Source organism: Halorussus ruber (assembly GCF_004765785.1).
Classification (GTDB): domain Archaea; phylum Halobacteriota; class Halobacteria; order Halobacteriales; family Haladaptataceae; genus Halorussus; species Halorussus ruber.
Window position 1 is genome coordinate 1 of the sequence record NZ_SBIT01000025.1, and the last position, 15843, is coordinate 15843.

Annotated in this window: 9 protein-coding genes and 1 pseudogene; 3 read left to right on the forward strand and 7 right to left on the reverse strand. The window is 54.0% G+C overall.

Annotation, left to right across the window (positions count from 1 at the left end; genetic code table 11):
- The first annotated feature begins 142 nt into the window (after positions 1-142).
- Complete coding sequence (locus tag EPL01_RS21080) at positions 143-466, forward strand: DUF6788 family protein (protein ID WP_135827254.1); 324 nt, start codon at positions 143-145, stop codon at positions 464-466.
- Between the two features lie 152 nt (positions 467-618).
- On the opposite strand, the gene EPL01_RS21085 is transcribed toward EPL01_RS21080, so the two are convergent.
- From EPL01_RS21085 to EPL01_RS21100, 4 genes are all read right to left on the reverse strand, one after another.
- The gene (locus EPL01_RS21085; protein WP_135827255.1) at positions 619-852 is read right to left on the reverse strand and encodes a DUF7385 family protein; all 234 of its coding nucleotides are present in this window, start codon (positions 850-852) and stop codon (positions 619-621) included.
- Positions 853-997: 145 nt separating this feature from the next.
- The gene (locus tag EPL01_RS21090) at positions 998-2200 is read right to left on the reverse strand and encodes an orc1/cdc6 family replication initiation protein (protein ID WP_135827256.1); all 1203 of its coding nucleotides are present in this window, start codon (positions 2198-2200) and stop codon (positions 998-1000) included.
- Between the two features lie 1297 nt (positions 2201-3497).
- Complete coding sequence (locus tag EPL01_RS21095) at positions 3498-3941, reverse strand: DUF7970 domain-containing protein (protein WP_135827257.1); 444 nt, start codon at positions 3939-3941, stop codon at positions 3498-3500.
- Positions 3938-4774, reverse strand: coding sequence for a ParA family protein (locus EPL01_RS21100; RefSeq protein ID WP_135827258.1), 837 nt, complete (start codon positions 4772-4774; stop codon positions 3938-3940). The genes EPL01_RS21095 and EPL01_RS21100 overlap by 4 nt, the downstream gene beginning before the upstream one ends.
- A 639-nt stretch (positions 4775-5413) precedes the next feature.
- Here EPL01_RS21100 and EPL01_RS21105 point away from each other — a divergent pair.
- Entirely contained in the window at positions 5414-11386 is a 5973-nt protein-coding gene (locus EPL01_RS21105; RefSeq protein ID WP_135827259.1) for a sacsin N-terminal ATP-binding-like domain-containing protein, read from the forward strand.
- A 106-nt stretch (positions 11387-11492) separates the two neighbouring features.
- Positions 11493-12341 (forward strand): N-glycosylase/DNA lyase, encoded by an 849-nt coding sequence (locus tag EPL01_RS21110; protein WP_135827260.1) that lies wholly within the window; start codon positions 11493-11495, stop codon positions 12339-12341.
- A 264-nt stretch (positions 12342-12605) separates the two neighbouring features.
- On the opposite strand, the gene EPL01_RS21115 is transcribed toward EPL01_RS21110, so the two are convergent.
- The 3 genes and pseudogenes from EPL01_RS21115 to EPL01_RS21910 all read right to left on the reverse strand — a co-directional run.
- Complete coding sequence (locus EPL01_RS21115; RefSeq protein WP_168215975.1) at positions 12606-13376, reverse strand: Imm49 family immunity protein; 771 nt, start codon at positions 13374-13376, stop codon at positions 12606-12608.
- Positions 13377-13513: 137 nt separating this feature from the next.
- Positions 13514-14125 carry a hypothetical protein gene (locus tag EPL01_RS21120; RefSeq protein WP_135827262.1) on the reverse strand — a complete coding sequence of 204 codons (612 nt, stop codon included), beginning with the start codon at positions 14123-14125 and terminating at the stop codon, positions 13514-13516.
- A pseudogene (locus EPL01_RS21910) lies at positions 14126-15843 on the reverse strand (hypothetical protein); the annotation flags it as partial.

Genomic DNA, 15843 nt, shown 5'->3' on the forward strand with positions numbered 1-15843 from the left:
GACGACGCCCAGCTCGATCAGCTCTCGAAACATCGCGCCGAACGCTGGCTGAGCAGACGACATACTCCCAGATTATGGCTGGCTCAGTGTAACTACAGGGGCTTTCCGTAGTTCTACACAAGAGCGACACAGAGTAGTTACCATGTCCTACGAGCCACCGACACCCCCAACTGAACTCCCCACCGACATCGTCGACACACTCAACGACTCCTCGCCCGAGCTCCTTCGTCACGTCGCCAGCTATGCAGAGGAACTCGCTGAACACCATGAGCGTGAGGCTCGTCTTGCCGAGAAAGAAGAGGAAAATGAAATCGAAGAACGGCCGGACGATCTCCCAGAGGACGTCCCATCGAAGGCAACAATCACGATCAAGGAGGTCAACGATAATCGGTACTACTATTGGCAGTGGCGGGACGGAGACAAAATCCGTTCGCAGTACAAGGGTCCAGTTGAGTCGGAGAAGTAGTTTTCGTTTCGGTTAGTAGGAATAGAATATGGTGCGTTACTGGAAATGGTATGTTCCGAGAGATGAAGACCTGTCAGTATCCGACCTTAAGGTAAACAGACGTTGGTGTCCGATCGCCGGGCATGGCAATACCGTTCGACAAGAAGACATGATCAGTCCTGATGGGTGAATAGGAGCACATCGTCGTCCACGGTCGTCACGCAGAGGTCGAGGACCTTGCTCAGTTCGAGGCTATCGTACTCTCCCTCGCAGACGACCAGGTCGTCGAACGGTCGGTCGCAGGCCGGACATGCGATGCTGACCGTGTTCCGGTACGTGTTCACGGTATCTGCCGATTCGTGGGGCGTTAGTGACGAAACGAGCTCGCTGAATTCACTCTCGTTCATTCTGTGCAACCGCAGACGTGTAGAACCGGGATAATTCTATTGCTCAGACAGTCACTACAATACGGCTTCCCGGAATCGACGCAGGGGTCGATCTACGTACGACTTCCCCGACAGGCATGTGTCCTGATCCGCTAACGAAGCCCTGCTACTCCTTGGCGGCCTGGCAGGCCTTAACGACAAGCTCTGGATCATCGAGCAGTTGGTTGACGGTGTAGCCGCCCTTGCCTTTGCCGCGGCCGCGGCGGTCCTGGTCGATGATCGAGAGGAACTCAAGTTCCGAGAGGATGTCTCGAACACGGCGCTGTTTCAACGGGGAGAGACCGTCCTGTTCACAGAGCTGGCGGTACATCTCATAAATGTCCGTGTTCGGAATCTCCGGAGTCTCTTCGGCAGCCTGTTGGGCCTGGAATGCAAGCGCGAGCAGGACCTGCTGGGAGTGTGGTGGCGATTTGGAGATGAGTTCCGAGAGTCGATTCTGCTCTTCGCGTTCTTGGGCCTCTTCGACATGGTCTTCGTTGACGGTGCTGTCGCCGTGCTTTTCAGCGATCTCACCGGCAAACCGGAGGATATCGATGGCCTTCCGGGCGTCACCGTGTTCACGAGCGGCGAGCGCTGCGACCTTCGGAATAACACCGTCTTCGATGACACCGTCGGCAAAGGCGTCACTACGTGCTTCGAGAATCTGACGGAGTTGCGTCGCGTCGTATGGGGGGAAGACGTAATCAACTTCGCAGAGGCTACTTTTGACGCGTTCGTTCAGTTTCTCCTTGTATCGAATCTTGTTCGAGATTGCGATGGTGGCGACTTTGCTTTGCTGGAGTTTCTCCGATTCCGCGGCGCGCGAGAGTTGCATGAGAACGGAGTCGTTTTCGAGTTTGTCCACCTCGTCAAGGATGATGATGGCGACGTCGTAGGTTTCGTCGATGACGTTCCAAAGGCGCTTGTAGTAGGCGGCGGTCGAGATACCAGTCTCCGGAATAGAGATACCAGTCTGGTCAGGATGGTTGAGTTGAGTGCCCGCATTGCGAACAGCCTGGGTTTCGGTGGAGTCCTGAAGGCAGTCAACATAGGCGTAGCCAACGCGGACATTGTTGTTGGACGCCTCCCGTATGAGTTGGCGGCTAATGAACTTGGAGCAGAGGGACTTGCCGGTGCCGGTTTTCCCGTAGAGGAAGACGTTGTTCGGCGTGTTACCGTTGAGTGCCGGGCGGAGGGCTCGGCCGAGATTCTTGAGTTCCTCCTCCCGTCCGATGATGTCGTCGTCGTCCTCGGGGAGGTGAGATATCTGGAGAAGTTCCTTGTTCTCGAAAATTGGATCATCCCCAAAGTAGTCGATAGAGCTCGACATTCTTGTTTAAGATGCTTGTTGGAATCGTATATCAAGATTGGGATTTAGTTATACCGGTTTGCCGCTGTATGCCCCCCTTGTTGCCGCTGTAAAACCAAGAATTGGGGAATAGTACGCCTAATGCTCATGTCCCCCACCCCTCGTTGCCGCTGTAAGACCCCGAAGTTCCGCTGTAACCTTCGGTTTGCCATCATCAGAATACCAAGTTCAGAGAGAAACCGGACACTCACCCCTCGTTGCCGCTGTAAGAACACGCAACAACCACCTTCCGAGAGTTATCCGAATAGTATCTCATCGGCTCCGATAACTCGACGTTTTTTCTTATTGTAGACGGATAGCAAAGAAGTTGGACGGTTAACTCTGGTAAACAGGCACACCCCTCGTTGCCGCTGTAAACAGTAGCACTATCCGGCATGATCCGCACGATCATTTAGGGACGGTATTACCCGTTATACCAAGGCAAAAATGCTCGATAGCGCGCTGCTTGAATAAGTATCAGGTTGTCGCTTCAGCGAGACTGATAGCGACCAAAGGTCGCTATTTGATTGCGACTCGTTTAGTGAACTATAACACAGAATTACTATATAAAACTAACGCACAGTAATGTAGTTGCAGCTAAGGGAAAATTTGCGTCGGTCGTGTTTCTCAGGAAGTTTCCCGTCTTCATTGAGTTTACAGCGGCAACGAGGGGTGTCTCTCTCCGACCGCGTTCCGTCCCAACGCGAAACTCTACCTTCAATATCTCTCAGCGGCATACTCTCTAAGCGAACATCCGTCCACTCCCACCGCCAACATTCAAGCATAGCCGTCTCTCTGAGCAGGTCTAAGAGTAGCACAAATCAATAGCTTCTCAACCTGCTCGTTTCTCAAATTGCCCTAACAAGGCAGTACCAATAGAACATAACAGTCACCTACTGTATGTTTTGTCGGACACTCCACTATTGCCAGTAAAATTGGAAGACAAGCCGATTTTAAGGGAAACTAGCAATAGTGGCTCTAACATTAGTTAGTCGTCTTAATTAAAATAGTTAGTGGCAATACCGGAGAGGGTACTGGCACTACTGGTTCCGATGGTTTTGCACACCGATGACTCGCCTCTGGACGGGAGCGCCAGTGACAGCGCCACAGGACACCGCACGGCAAGTCCACAACCCAGAGCGATGACGTATGCATAGTTTTCGTCCTGAAACCTCCAGTGCGAGGCTGTCGTTGGAGGAGCTCCCTGTCGTTCAAAGCGAGCGAGGATGTCACCAGACATAGGACTGACCTACGTTAAAAACAAGGCCGACTGCCCTAACTACCGGTCGTAACCCCACTCGCGGAGAAGGTCGGCGACTTCAGTAGCGTGGTTTTCGTAAACCACCTGTAGTGCTGCCTCGCGGGCGTCTGCTTTGTAGACGTTCGATGCGTTAAGTCGGCGCTCGAGATCGGCGATAAAGTCGTCTTCGAGATCTTGGACGTGTTTACGAAGGAAGAACGGGACTTGGTCGCGCCCCTCTTTTACTGTCTCACGGCGATAGTAATAGGGGAGTTGCGTATCCGACTGTTCACTCGTCGTCGTTTGGGTGTCGTTTGCGTCTGTATTATCGCTGGCTGTGGAGGGGGTCTCTGTCGATAGTTGAGAGCGGTCGGCGTCGGGGGTGTCCGTAGTGTCGGAGTCCGTTGTATCGGCGGGCGTTGCTGTCTCGGCTGAATCTGCGGGGTCGTCAGCGAATGGGTCGCCGCCCGTGCCTTCTTTCATAGGTTACCACGCTCCTCGAGGAAGCTGGCGAGGTCATGGATTCGGTCGAGCGTTTCGTGTTCGTAGTCGCGGAGTTTGCGGACGTTGTCGGTGTCTTCAACGGCGAACGCAGATCCCTGAATTGACCAGCACTTCTCGAAGAGTGACGAGCGCTTTCGGAGGGTGACGGGATTTGGGTATGGGAGGTCGTCCACTTTCTCGTGGATGGCTTGTTGGTCGTTGGTGCCTTCGAACCGATTGACGACCGCGGCGAGGACGCCGACTTGGATGTCGAGTGTATCTTCGATACCAGCGACGACGGATTCGAGACCTTCGATGGATTCGCTGCCTTTCCCTGTCGGTTCGACTGGAATGACGAGTGAGCGTGTCGCGTAGATGGCGTTGTAGAGGTGTGGGCCGACTGTCGCTGGCGGGTCGACGATGAGGATGTCGTAGTTCTCGGGAATGTTGCTTTTTGCGAGGACGTGTTGGAGACGGCCGAATTTGCTGAACGATTCTCCGAGGTCTTCAGCGGTTTGGGCGGCGCGGTCGAGGAGGGAGCCGAGGTCTTCGAGACGGTTGTGGGAGGGTAGAACGTCGAATCCTTCGGTTGTTTTGAAGAGGTCGTTGAGGTCGCCTTTTGGGCGGTCGATCATGTGGTGGACGAGTGTGTCGGCATCGCCATCAGCTCGGTCTTCGTCGACGCCGAGTAAGTGGGAGAGACTGCCGTCTTGGGGGTCGAGGTCGACGACAAGTACGTCGTAGCCATTCTCGGCGTGTGCGCGGGCGAGGTTTGCAGAGAGGGTTGTTTTGCCGACGCCGCCTGCTTCGCTATACACTGCGTAGGTCAACATAAAAGGGGCGTCTCACCCTATAGTTATAAAACTACAGGATGAAACTACACTCTATAGCTATTCCGGACAGCTATACTCTATAGCTATATTCTGGGATTATGCTTGGTGGGGGGATTGCATACTTCTATCTGATGCAAAGCTTAGCTATACTCTATAGCTATCACGGATAGCTATACTGTGTGGCTATACTAGATAGCTATACTATATGGCTATGCTGGATAGCTATCGCGGATAGAGATTCGCAATCACCACCGAGCATAGCCACATCCAAAGTATAAATCATTTCTTAAGTGTACGATTTGCTCTACTCCCCAAGAACAGCCCTAAATACATCCACTCATAGCCACACCTGCTAGCTATACTCCATAGTTATACCCCAGAGCTATGCTCCATAACTATACAGTATAGATATACTTCGGGCCTATTTAGTCTAAACAAGGGTTATCCAAGGTACTGTTACCTCTGCCCCCAAGGGTGGGTCTTTATGGCGGTGACAGCGTGCGTATACCTCGAATGCGACGTTTCGGTGTCAGTCTCTTACGGTCACTTTCGGGTTTGTACTATCATCGACCTTCATTTTCCTTGCAGGATACTCATACTACCCTGAATTTTATGTATAAATAACCCAATTAGATTATCATGTCAAGCGAGTCTGGCGTCATCAGTACTCTTTCTGAAGACCAACTCTTCGAACGGTGGAGTGACCGGTGGGAACACTTTCTCGAGAACTTTTCTGCATCGACAGCTTCAAAAACGGTTTCAGAACGCCTCCGCGATAAGGTGAAAAGCGGGAACGCCGAACGAGCAATTGCCGGCGGTCACGAAGGCCGAGAAATTCTTGAACTCCTCCAGAACGCTCGCGACGCCATCCCCGCCGACACAGACAGTGGTCGCGTCTACGTCGGCGTATACGACGAAGGCATTCTCGTCGCGAACACCGGCAGTCCATTCGATCTGTTCGACCCAGACGTAGAAGACGCCGTCACGATGATCGGCGAATCTTCGAAAGGGAACTCCGACCAAGAAATCGGACACAAAGGTGTCGGTCTCAAATCCATCCTCGCAACGGGGGATGCTTTCGAAATCTGGACACGACACGATGCTGCAACAAACGGCACCCTCCGTGTCCGGTTAAGCCGGTCGTACGTTACCGCTGCGTTACTCTCGACACTAGGCTACGACACATCCGCAACGAACCTCCGCGGGATGGTGCCGAACGAGCCAATCGACTCGATGATAGAACCATCCCAGAATGGACACCGAACCAAACCACTAGACCATGACGCCCGTGAGGACATCGCTAAACTCCCACTATTCGATTTCCCAGTTCCCCTCGAAACAACAGCAGGCCCGAACGATCCTGTCGCTGACCGGGCCTCAGCCCTTCTCGCGGGTGACGTCGAGGAGTGGATTGGTGAACCGTTCCGGACTGCCGTGTTCGTCGAGTACGAAGACGAAGACTGGCGAGACATCCTCGAGAGCTTCGACCTTCAGACATCGGAATCCGCCGACAGAACCGCCGCCGACCGAGCAGAACGACTCTGGTCGTATCTCGCGAAGAGCGCTGACGACGAGGGACTCACACCTGAGACACTCGTCCAATTCGGGGGTATCGATACACTCCTGCTCGAACGTGTCGACGGAGTAGACGAGCCAGTTCGAGAACGCTGGGATATCAGTCGGACCTCCGGAACGCTTGAGAGCGAGACGCTCCATCATCAGACCGTCACGGTAACTGTAACAGGGGAAGGTAGGTCGTTCCCTAACGAGCAGTTCGACCAGTTCGGTTTCGACGACGCGGATACCGACACGCAACTACTCGTCCCACGCCCAGCATCACATCGTAACCGGCCGCAAGAATATCCATTGTACCTGTACTATCCAATTGAGAATACACGAGATATCTCGCTTCCCTTCTGTCTCCACGGCCACTTCACAGTCGAGACGAACCGGAAGGACCTCAGCCTCAACAGCCTCGCTGACAATCGCGCAGTTCTCGAACGCGGCGTCGAACTCGTCGGGCGCGTTGCAGAGGCGGCAGCCGACAGTGATTTCGGCGACCGGTATCCGTGGGTTCTCCTCCCCCCATCACCGAAGCACTATCCTGACGACCCAAGCTCACAAGCGAGCCTGCTCACGTGGTTCCGAGCTTCGGTCTACGACGAACTCCGCGAACGGTCATGTATCCCGACTGTCGGCACCACAGACGACGAGCGACAACCTGTCGTTCCCGACAAGGCACTCTTACACTGGGAGACAACAGTGCGTGACGGATTCCTCGCACTCTACGACGTGATCGACTCGCTGAACGCGACGATCACCGACACCGTTATCGACCGTCGCTTTCCGACTCAAGCGACATTCGAGGGCTGTCGGTCATTCCCCGATCCGTGGACGGATCGAATTAATACGCTACTTGCAGTCGACGACACGGAAGCGTTCTCCAGTCAAGTCGCTCGCTCGTGGAGCGCTATTCTCGGAAATCATCTTGACCGAGAAACCCTAGATAGAAACGAGACGCACATCGTTTGTGATACCGAAACAGCCCAGTCACTATTTCTTGGGACTGTCGAGACGATACTCCGGTCTGGAACCAACGACGAGCAACTCTCGTCGACGCTCGGCGAATTGTCCGACCATCTTGAAGGTGTGTACCTCTTGCCCTGCCGACGTACGAGTGGCGAGACAGCCGTTGGTAGCGGGGTCACGGACACGTCATCTGGTGGCGAGTCAGCCGACACGGTTCTGCTCGTGCCGGTCGAAGCGCGGTCCGGGCCGAACCCGAACGAGCGTGGCACGAACCGTACGCGGTCAGTGCTCTGGAATATTAACCCACCTGACCGCGACATCGAACCACCCAAAGTTCCACCCGAGAAGTCGAGCTTCCAAGTATACTTCCTTGACCGCGCGGTCGAACAGGACGAGCGCGCTCGTCGTGTCCTCGAGTTAGCCGGTCGCCCGTGGGGTGTTCGAATCTACGACGGGACGCCGAGTTACTTCCGTGAACTACTGGATACGTTCGTGACCGACGACGCGACGCGTATTGAGGCATTAGACTTCTACTTCCTTGCAAACCAGATTGACAAGCTCGGGAGTGAATCGCCAGACCTCCAGACGACCGAAGGGTCGTTTCTTCCGACGAGCTACGTGGAGTCTGCTGTGTCCACGGGGGATGGCGACCAACGTCAGAATCTCCGGCGGCGACTCAACCTCCGGAACAACGTGCTTGCCTTGCCTCGTAACGCCGGCCTGCACAATATCGGCGAGACGATACTCGGTGATGACTGGCAACGACTCCGTGCACAGGCTCACGATAACGATACGATCGAGGAGTGGGATGCGTTCGATAGCAGTAAGAACACCACGTGGCCTGCGCCATCCGAAGAGACATGGGAAGCCATTGCGAACCCGTTGCGGGCTGACGATGCCTACGAGCGAATTGTGAAGACGCTCTCGCTGTTCGGCGTGTCGGTCTTCCCGAATCTTCGAACCGTATGGATGTACGGCTCCGGACACCCACGGACGCGAAGTAGTGCGTCGTGGAACCCCGCCGAATGGTCGTCTAGCGATTTAACGACCATGGCGGAACTTCCGGACGAGACAACTGCCCTTCAGCAGACGCTCGCCGAATTCGACGATACTTACCAACAGTGGGTTACTGCCCCCGGACGGCATCCGCAAACGACTGCTGAGCACTCAAGCAAATGCAACGTCAAAACAGATGGTGTCCTCGAAGATGTCTACCTTGCCGCGTGGATTTGGGTGGACGACGTCGACGAGTTCCATCGACTCGGCGGAGAGAATCTCCTCGAACTACTTCGGCGATACGAGGACGAGGTCGCCGATTCGATACTCGAAACCGGCTGGACGTGTTCACACGGCCACCAGCGCGATGGATACGGATGGACGAAGCCGGTCCCAACCCTCCTGAACTGGCAACTCCGCCATCTCCCGGTCTGGGAGTCAGTCGAATTGGAAGACCCTGAGCTTCGTGACCGCTGGGGTGAGGACACGGCCCGACTCACGTATGCGGTCACTGAGTCAGGGTCACGTGGTGCGCAAGCATGGCGGCTCTTCCCGCACGTCGACCCCGACAGTCTCGACATCTCGGATGAACTCCTTCGAACGCTTGGCGTCAAACCAGTCGAGTCGTTCGACGTGACCGAGGCCATGTGGCATCTCCAACGACTCCTCACCGTACTCGCGGAAGACTCGCTTGGTGAGAAACCGGTCGCGCTCGACGTGCCGGACGAACGTGAGAACGACTGGAACGCCGCCTATACTGCACTCTTAGAACCGATCCTTCGGTACTTGCCCACGGACGAACCAGAGATAGCGGACCTCAACCTCCCGTTCCTGTCACACCTCCCAATTCAGATCGATGGGGATTGGCAGGTCGCATCACTAGACTGGATACGGGCAAACGCCGACGATGGCCGGTACTACGAGGACCAGTCACCGAAACCCTGGGAACGCCGCACCGTCAGAGAAGGTGATTACTGGCTTTTGGCCCGAACTGCATCCGGCCCGTTCACCCGGCTCGCAAAAGCTCTCGATGTTGACCGGGTGGACGCATCGAAACCAATCTTCGACCCTGACGAGTTGACGTTCACGGATGACTCGGGAGGGCGTTTCCAGACGGAACTCCGCGATCGGATGGTACTCCTCGTCGCATCCCTCGAACAGACGAACGAAGACACGATTCGAGAGTTCGCGGACGATTTGGAAACCGCTATCGCCAATCTCCGGGTTGCTGAACGTTTCCCAGAGACGACCGAGGTTGGCCTTGACTCCCCGAAATCTGGTCTCTACGAACCTCGAAACGGTGAGGAAGCTTTCGTCTTCAACGCGTCAGCGTACGATGATGAGCCACAACTAAGCGGGCTTGCGTACGCAGTTTCGCTCCTCGCCGAACAACCAACTACGATAGCAACGTTCAGAGAAGCATTGGACAGCGACCTCTCGCCGGGCGAACTCACGAAACGCTGGCATCGCCGAACCTTCCCCGTCGACGACGTCACACGCATCCTTGGGACGAAACGGCGGCGCAATCTCCGGCAACGACTTGACGCACTCGTCTCCTTGGTGGACCACTTCGGTGGCGGTGTCACCGTCTCGGTCGACGATGTCGTTGACGCGGTCGAACGTGACGGCGATGGCGCTGTCGAGGGCCTTGAACAGGCATTATGCGGTAACGACTCCTCGAATGCCGAGTTCGATGACGGATCAGTTCAGGCGTCGTTCATTAGGAATGTTCGCGAGAATCTTCCATCCGAGGTTGAGTTCGTCCTACGTCGTGTGTTCGGCGAGGATCGGCGTCCGTGGCGCAAGGTCGTTGGCATGGCGCCCCTCGACAGCGACGATGAACGAGTAGTCATCAAGTGGCTACAGCATCACGTTCGAGCGGTGGATGCAGAGTCGGCATTCCCCCAGTCAATTCGGTCAGCGTCCAGCCGTGTACTCACCGTGATGAAAGTCTGGGATCGAACGGAGACAGATGAATTTGAGACAATAGACGTATGGCGGGCTCAACTTCAGGCGCTCTCGACGGAGGAACGCATCGAGTGGGCGGATGAACTCCCAGACCGACTCCGCCACGAGGATGCAACAGGCGACCGATTGTTCTACTACACGCCCGAAACGCGATTCCAATCACTCGTCGTCGAACCATTCCTCGACACCGTCTCCGAGGCCGTCGCTGACGAACAAGCGACGGTCAAGTCGGCGCTCCGGCAGTACGTCCGTGAAGGTACGCTCCCCGAGAACGAAACGACCGTCGCTGCCGAAGACCATCAAGACGATGCGCTGAGCGACCTGCAATCGGCTGCAGAACGCGGCATGCAGTTTTCAACGGAGAATCTGCTAGACGGAAGCTTCGGAGTGCAGAGTGCTTCGACACGCATAACTAGTAGTAGTGGTGGTGGCGGGAGTACGCAGTATCGTGGCCGAGGCCAACAAGGTGAAGCCGCGACGCTTGTCGCGATTCTGGACGACGCCGCAACATGGCTCGAAGACCAACCCAAGGGGATGATTCGGACAATTCGGTCGTCGTTCCGCACGCTCCACGACGACCAGCAAGACGAGGACTACGATTGGCATCTTGACCGCGTCTGGGACCAAGAACTCCTGCCAGCGTTGTCGAGCACGCTAACCCGAGACTCTATCGTCAATTGGCGCGAGTATCTAGAAGACGGACGAGCACTCCGCGACCATCCATTTGTCCGACTCTGTAACGTGACACTCGAACAGGGCCCCGGATTCGACGTGATCGACCCATTCGGCCCACTATCGGGGTCTCGTCGAGGATTCGACCAAGACCAGTTCGTTCCCGTCGAAGTGAAGGCCGTCGACGGCCGGTCATCGCCCTATCAATTCAGGCTTACGACAAACGAGTATCGTCGCTGTAAGGCATTCGTCCGGAGTGGTCGGTCGTACGTAATCCGACTTGTCTACGTCCCGGCTCCTGACACGCCAAACTGGGCATCGAACACACAGTTCGTCTCCGAGATTGTACTCGAGGACACCGACGACGTAGAATCACTCGTCCAAGGCGACCCCTTTGAGGAGGTCGTGAAAGGCGGCTACATGAACATGAGCGTCAACGATTCATAGCAGACCACCGAGTTGGACCATCGACCCCCGGTGACCGTCTGGGTCGACCTTGCGATTTTATCGAAGGGTACCAAAATAATATGTCACTCTCTATTGTTTAACGACCATGGCGACGCATTCGGCGCGGATAGACGCCTTAGCAGGTGCATTGGCGGATCTCGGTCACGACGGAATCGCACGGTTCGACGAGTACGAACCGGAATACAAGACGCTCACGGTTCTCAATAGGCGGTTCGATAGTGACGCTCATCTCGCCTTACTGTCGGTGACTGCCGGTTTAAGCGATTTCCAGCTCGCCATTGACGCCCAAGCCTACTGGGAATCGCTTCGTCAGGTAGCACTCGACCACGGTTCGTTGAACTCGATTGAGGATGTGAAGACGATAATGGACGTGTTCATGGACGAACCCGTGAACGCCCGGTATACTCAGATGAAGCGGGGGCGACTGTCGAAGCTCTACGACTACGGCTATCCGGAGTGGTTCGTCGAAACGTATCCCGATCACGAGCCACGAAAAGTCTGGGAAGAAGCAGCGATTGGCCTCGGTGGAAAGAACAAAATGAACCAGAAGACGGTCGTTCTGGGAATGAAAATCTACGACATACACAATCTAATAGTCAATGGCGAGTACCTTGACTTCCCAGACGATATTGCAATCCCCTGTGATACTCACGTACAGCGAGTAGCCGTGTTTGTGGGACTTACCTCGACAGAAGATCCGGACGTTGTCCGAGCGCGATGGACGGACGTCGCAGACAGGGTAAGTCAGATTCTCGGAGAACCGATTTCCCTACTTCGAATCGATAGTATCGTCTTTCAGTTTGGTCAAATAGTGTCTCGTGAGAGCTTCGACCGGGGGAGAGCATACGACGAGTTCGTCAGTCATGCGGGCCATGTCGGAATTGAGCAGGGTAAGGCAGAGCGACTAGCCGAAGAACTGACAGCCAATCTTTAGGAACTCAATTGAGACACTATCAGCCGTCATCTGTATCACTTTACCCATTCACCGTTAGCCCACTTAGGTGCGCTACCACTAATGGAAATGCAGTTTCGACTTTTCCATTTGGGAGAACAGAGACTCGCATTCCGCTAATCCCCGAATTTGGGCACCTCTCCTCAGTTGGCTCAAAATAACACTTCCATTTTCCCAATGGGACGATCTCTCGCCTTCTTTCATCGATCGGTAAATGAGTTCACGGACATTCCTCTGATCAAGGAACTAATCATCTCCTTCGGCTATCGGAAGAATATATTCACTTTCGATACTTACGCCGGTTTCCTTTTTCCTCGCAAGCAACAACAAAGCCGTTGCAGGAAGACTGACCGCTTCCTTGGTCGTCGTTGGCTCACCTTTAAATGTCGAAGAATGGTGGTCCAGCAATTGCTGTATTCCCTCTGCTACCATATTTTCATCAGAAGCAAAAATGCCTTCGATGAAAGTAGCGATAGCACCGAAGAACTGTCTCATTTCTGGTCGCAAGTCGTCAAGAGAGTTATTGAGTGACTGGAGATTCGCCTGGGCTTCTCCTGTGTCAAGGATAACCGACGCAAGAGCCTTTGCGGCATAGTACTTGAAGTCCATATCCGGAAATTCAGTAACGTACGTGGCGTCCATTTCGAGCGTTGTTCTCGCTACCTCATCCAGTAACTCGTCATCACATGCGAGAGGTGCAGTATAGAGAGCCTTGAGCAAGTAGCTCGGTTCACTTCCTCGGTTTCCTTTGCTGATCTCGTCTTGACGTTCCCGCGCTGTACGGACACCTGATAGATAGTAGTCTGCCGCTTCGGCGAACTGCTTGCACGCCTTCGATTCTTCGGCTAGGAGCGAAGAGTATACGCCGAGGTCACGATAATCTCCACCTAGTGAATTATAGACTAAATGAACCCGATCATGTGGGACTTTATTTTCTTTTAAATCGGTTTTGGCTTCTGCTATCAACTCTTTTTTGAACTCTCTGTTAGAACGCAGTTCTTCTTCCGTTATTTGCATCATTCCACCACCTTTCCAAGTTTGATAACGTCAACATCAAGGGCCATCCATCACTTTTTCATATAATGATTTAAAGTATAGTCCACCGTAGTATTCTCCTATATCTCTGTCTTAATTTCTAATATGAGTCTATACTGTTACTGACCGTGCCATTTCTTAGAAGTCATCAGATCCTGAACTAATTTGGGCAAACGTTCCTGCTTATATTCTATCCAATCAGTAAGCCTTCCTTGTGTCGATTCGGCTACTAAATCTGGGTCAGAATTGGTATGGAAGACTAGATCATCGAATATAGCCTGAACACTTCGTATGGGTCCTTCACCAAAGCTAGCGAATGGATCTCCCGTTTCGCTATAGACTTTTTTAGCACGATTGTAAGCTTTAGTCCCATCACCGAATCCTGCTACCTGTTCAAAATCACCGATAAAGTCGTACCAGACGCCCTGTTCAGGGTTATTTGGGAACTGCGAATCTGGCGTCTTTTCCTCTACACGTGTAGCATATTCTTTAGCTAAATCGATGGCAAAATCTGCAACAAACCGACATTGTCGCTCCTGTTCAGCGAGGCGATAACAAAGGCATGCCTTGAAGAACATTCTTAGCTCTATTCCGCGACTAGACAGCCCAAAGAATTGACCGGCCTCCTCAAAACCTGCTCGGACATAGTTGTCCGCAGCTTCACTAAAGCTGCCATCCATAGCTAGCGAGTGAGCTTTGTCCTCCAACTCACGCCGACTATCAACTGTCATCTAACAATCCACCTCATCTAACTCTCGTCGTTGGTAATCTCTTGCTGCTTTTTCTGCATCTTCGGCGGTCTCGAAGAGTCGCTTAGCATTATCTTCATCGGTAAGGATTGTCTTTACCCGATACGACGCTTCCTTCAACCATTGCCACACCTCGACAGCACCACCGAGATTAGCAACTGCTTGGAGGAAGACGACCGTATACTGTCCCGATGGTGTCTTCATGATGTAGTATCGGTTACCACTCGCATACTCAAGTGCTTTGATGAGTTCTCCCTCCTCAAGCCATCTCTTCATTTCACTACGGCTATCAACGGGTTTATCTGGCCCATCATCAACTTCCCGTGTATAGTGTTCCTCCTCTGTTTCTAGTTCAACTTGGCCTTCACCACAGGGATCCTCAGCGAAGGTGTCTGTGGAGGCCGCCATTATTGTCCCGCCGACAATCGAGATAACAATTTCCTCAAGATAGTCTGTCCGACCGATGACGGTGTAATCGCCCTCTCCGTGCTCGTGAACTGTCGGGTTATTACTTAGCACCTGCTTGATCTCAGATTGGGAGATTGCAGTCGTCTCGACGATATACTCCCATCCGTACCCACGAACGAGTAGTTCACCAGTTCGTGGATCTGTCGAGGTTGAAACTGTTCCAGTTGGGAGCGTCACCGCCGTCTCAACTGCAATTTCACTCGCTGGATACTGCTGTTCAACACCTGTTGCCGGTTGATTCTTCACTGTTTCTCCGCCCGCAGAGACGTACTCGTTTACGAGGTACTGTCCCCCCACAAATAAGGTGAATATAGCACCACCGAGGAGTACCCGAGCTACCACACTCGGGTCGGTTGGGGCCGAAATTGCCCCCCCAACGGCGACGCCTGTTGCCGCTAGCTTTGCGCCACCACCGTCTTGTACGTTTATTTGGAGAACCCGTTCGTTTCCATGAGCGTCCGTGAGATTCACCCAGTATCGTTCTGGGGGTTCGTGTAGACGACCATAGTCGTCGAACTCAATTCGGTACTTGCTGTCCGACTTGTCGATAACCGTGGCCTTACTCGCGTTCCACCGCGACTCACCGACGATATCAGGATCGTACTTTGGTTTCCCTTCGACAGAAACTGATGAATCGTCATCGACCGAGAACTCGATATACTCTCTGTAATTCTCCGACTGGATTCCGGACACTTTCGGCGGGTTATCCTCGATAGATGGACGAGGGTCAGTATAATCCTCGAATCCGTCACCATCCGTATCAGCGCTTCGCGGCCCAGTCCCCCAAATCTCGGTTTCTTCATAGTCGTTGAGGCCGTCGTGATCTGTGTCGAACTTCGTCGGGTCACTCACCATCTGGTAGTGGCCCGAGTCCGCATCGACGTAGCTCGGCACGTACCCCAAAATCTCCTCGCTGTCCGACAGTCCGTCACCGTCGGTATCTGCGTCGTAGGGGTCGGTATAAATCCGTCCAGTCCCGGTCTTGATGCCTAACTTCTCCAGTCCGTTCGTCAGGCCGTCGCCGTCGCTGTCACGCTTCGTCTCGACGTCGAGATACGGCAGGCTCGCGCCCGCAAGATTCTCCTTCTGAATCCAGACCTCTACAGTCTCGCCCGTCGGATTCTCGAACGTCTCGTCGATGTAGGCGCTCTCGAACGCGCGCTCGCCGTCTTCGCCGCTGAGGTCGAGGACGTGGCGCGTCTCCCCACCGACTCGAACCGCGACGGTGACGC

Bases quoted from the DNA above. Each gene is read 5' to 3' on its own strand.
- EPL01_RS21080 (WP_135827254.1), top strand. From the start codon at position 143: ATGTCCTACGAGCCACCGACACCCCCAACTGAACTCCCCACCGACATC.
- EPL01_RS21085 (WP_135827255.1), bottom strand. From the start codon at position 852: ATGAACGAGAGTGAATTCAGCGAGCTCGTTTCGTCACTAACGCCCCAC.
- EPL01_RS21090 (WP_135827256.1), bottom strand. From the start codon at position 2,200: ATGTCGAGCTCTATCGACTACTTTGGGGATGATCCAATTTTCGAGAAC.
- EPL01_RS21095 (WP_135827257.1), bottom strand. From the start codon at position 3,941: ATGAAAGAAGGCACGGGCGGCGACCCATTCGCTGACGACCCCGCAGAT.
- EPL01_RS21100 (WP_135827258.1), bottom strand. From the start codon at position 4,774: ATGTTGACCTACGCAGTGTATAGCGAAGCAGGCGGCGTCGGCAAAACA.
- EPL01_RS21105 (WP_135827259.1), top strand. From the start codon at position 5,414: ATGTCAAGCGAGTCTGGCGTCATCAGTACTCTTTCTGAAGACCAACTC.
- EPL01_RS21110 (WP_135827260.1), top strand. From the start codon at position 11,493: ATGGCGACGCATTCGGCGCGGATAGACGCCTTAGCAGGTGCATTGGCG.
- EPL01_RS21115 (WP_168215975.1), bottom strand. From the start codon at position 13,376: ATGCAAATAACGGAAGAAGAACTGCGTTCTAACAGAGAGTTCAAAAAA.
- EPL01_RS21120 (WP_135827262.1), bottom strand. From the start codon at position 14,125: ATGACAGTTGATAGTCGGCGTGAGTTGGAGGACAAAGCTCACTCGCTA.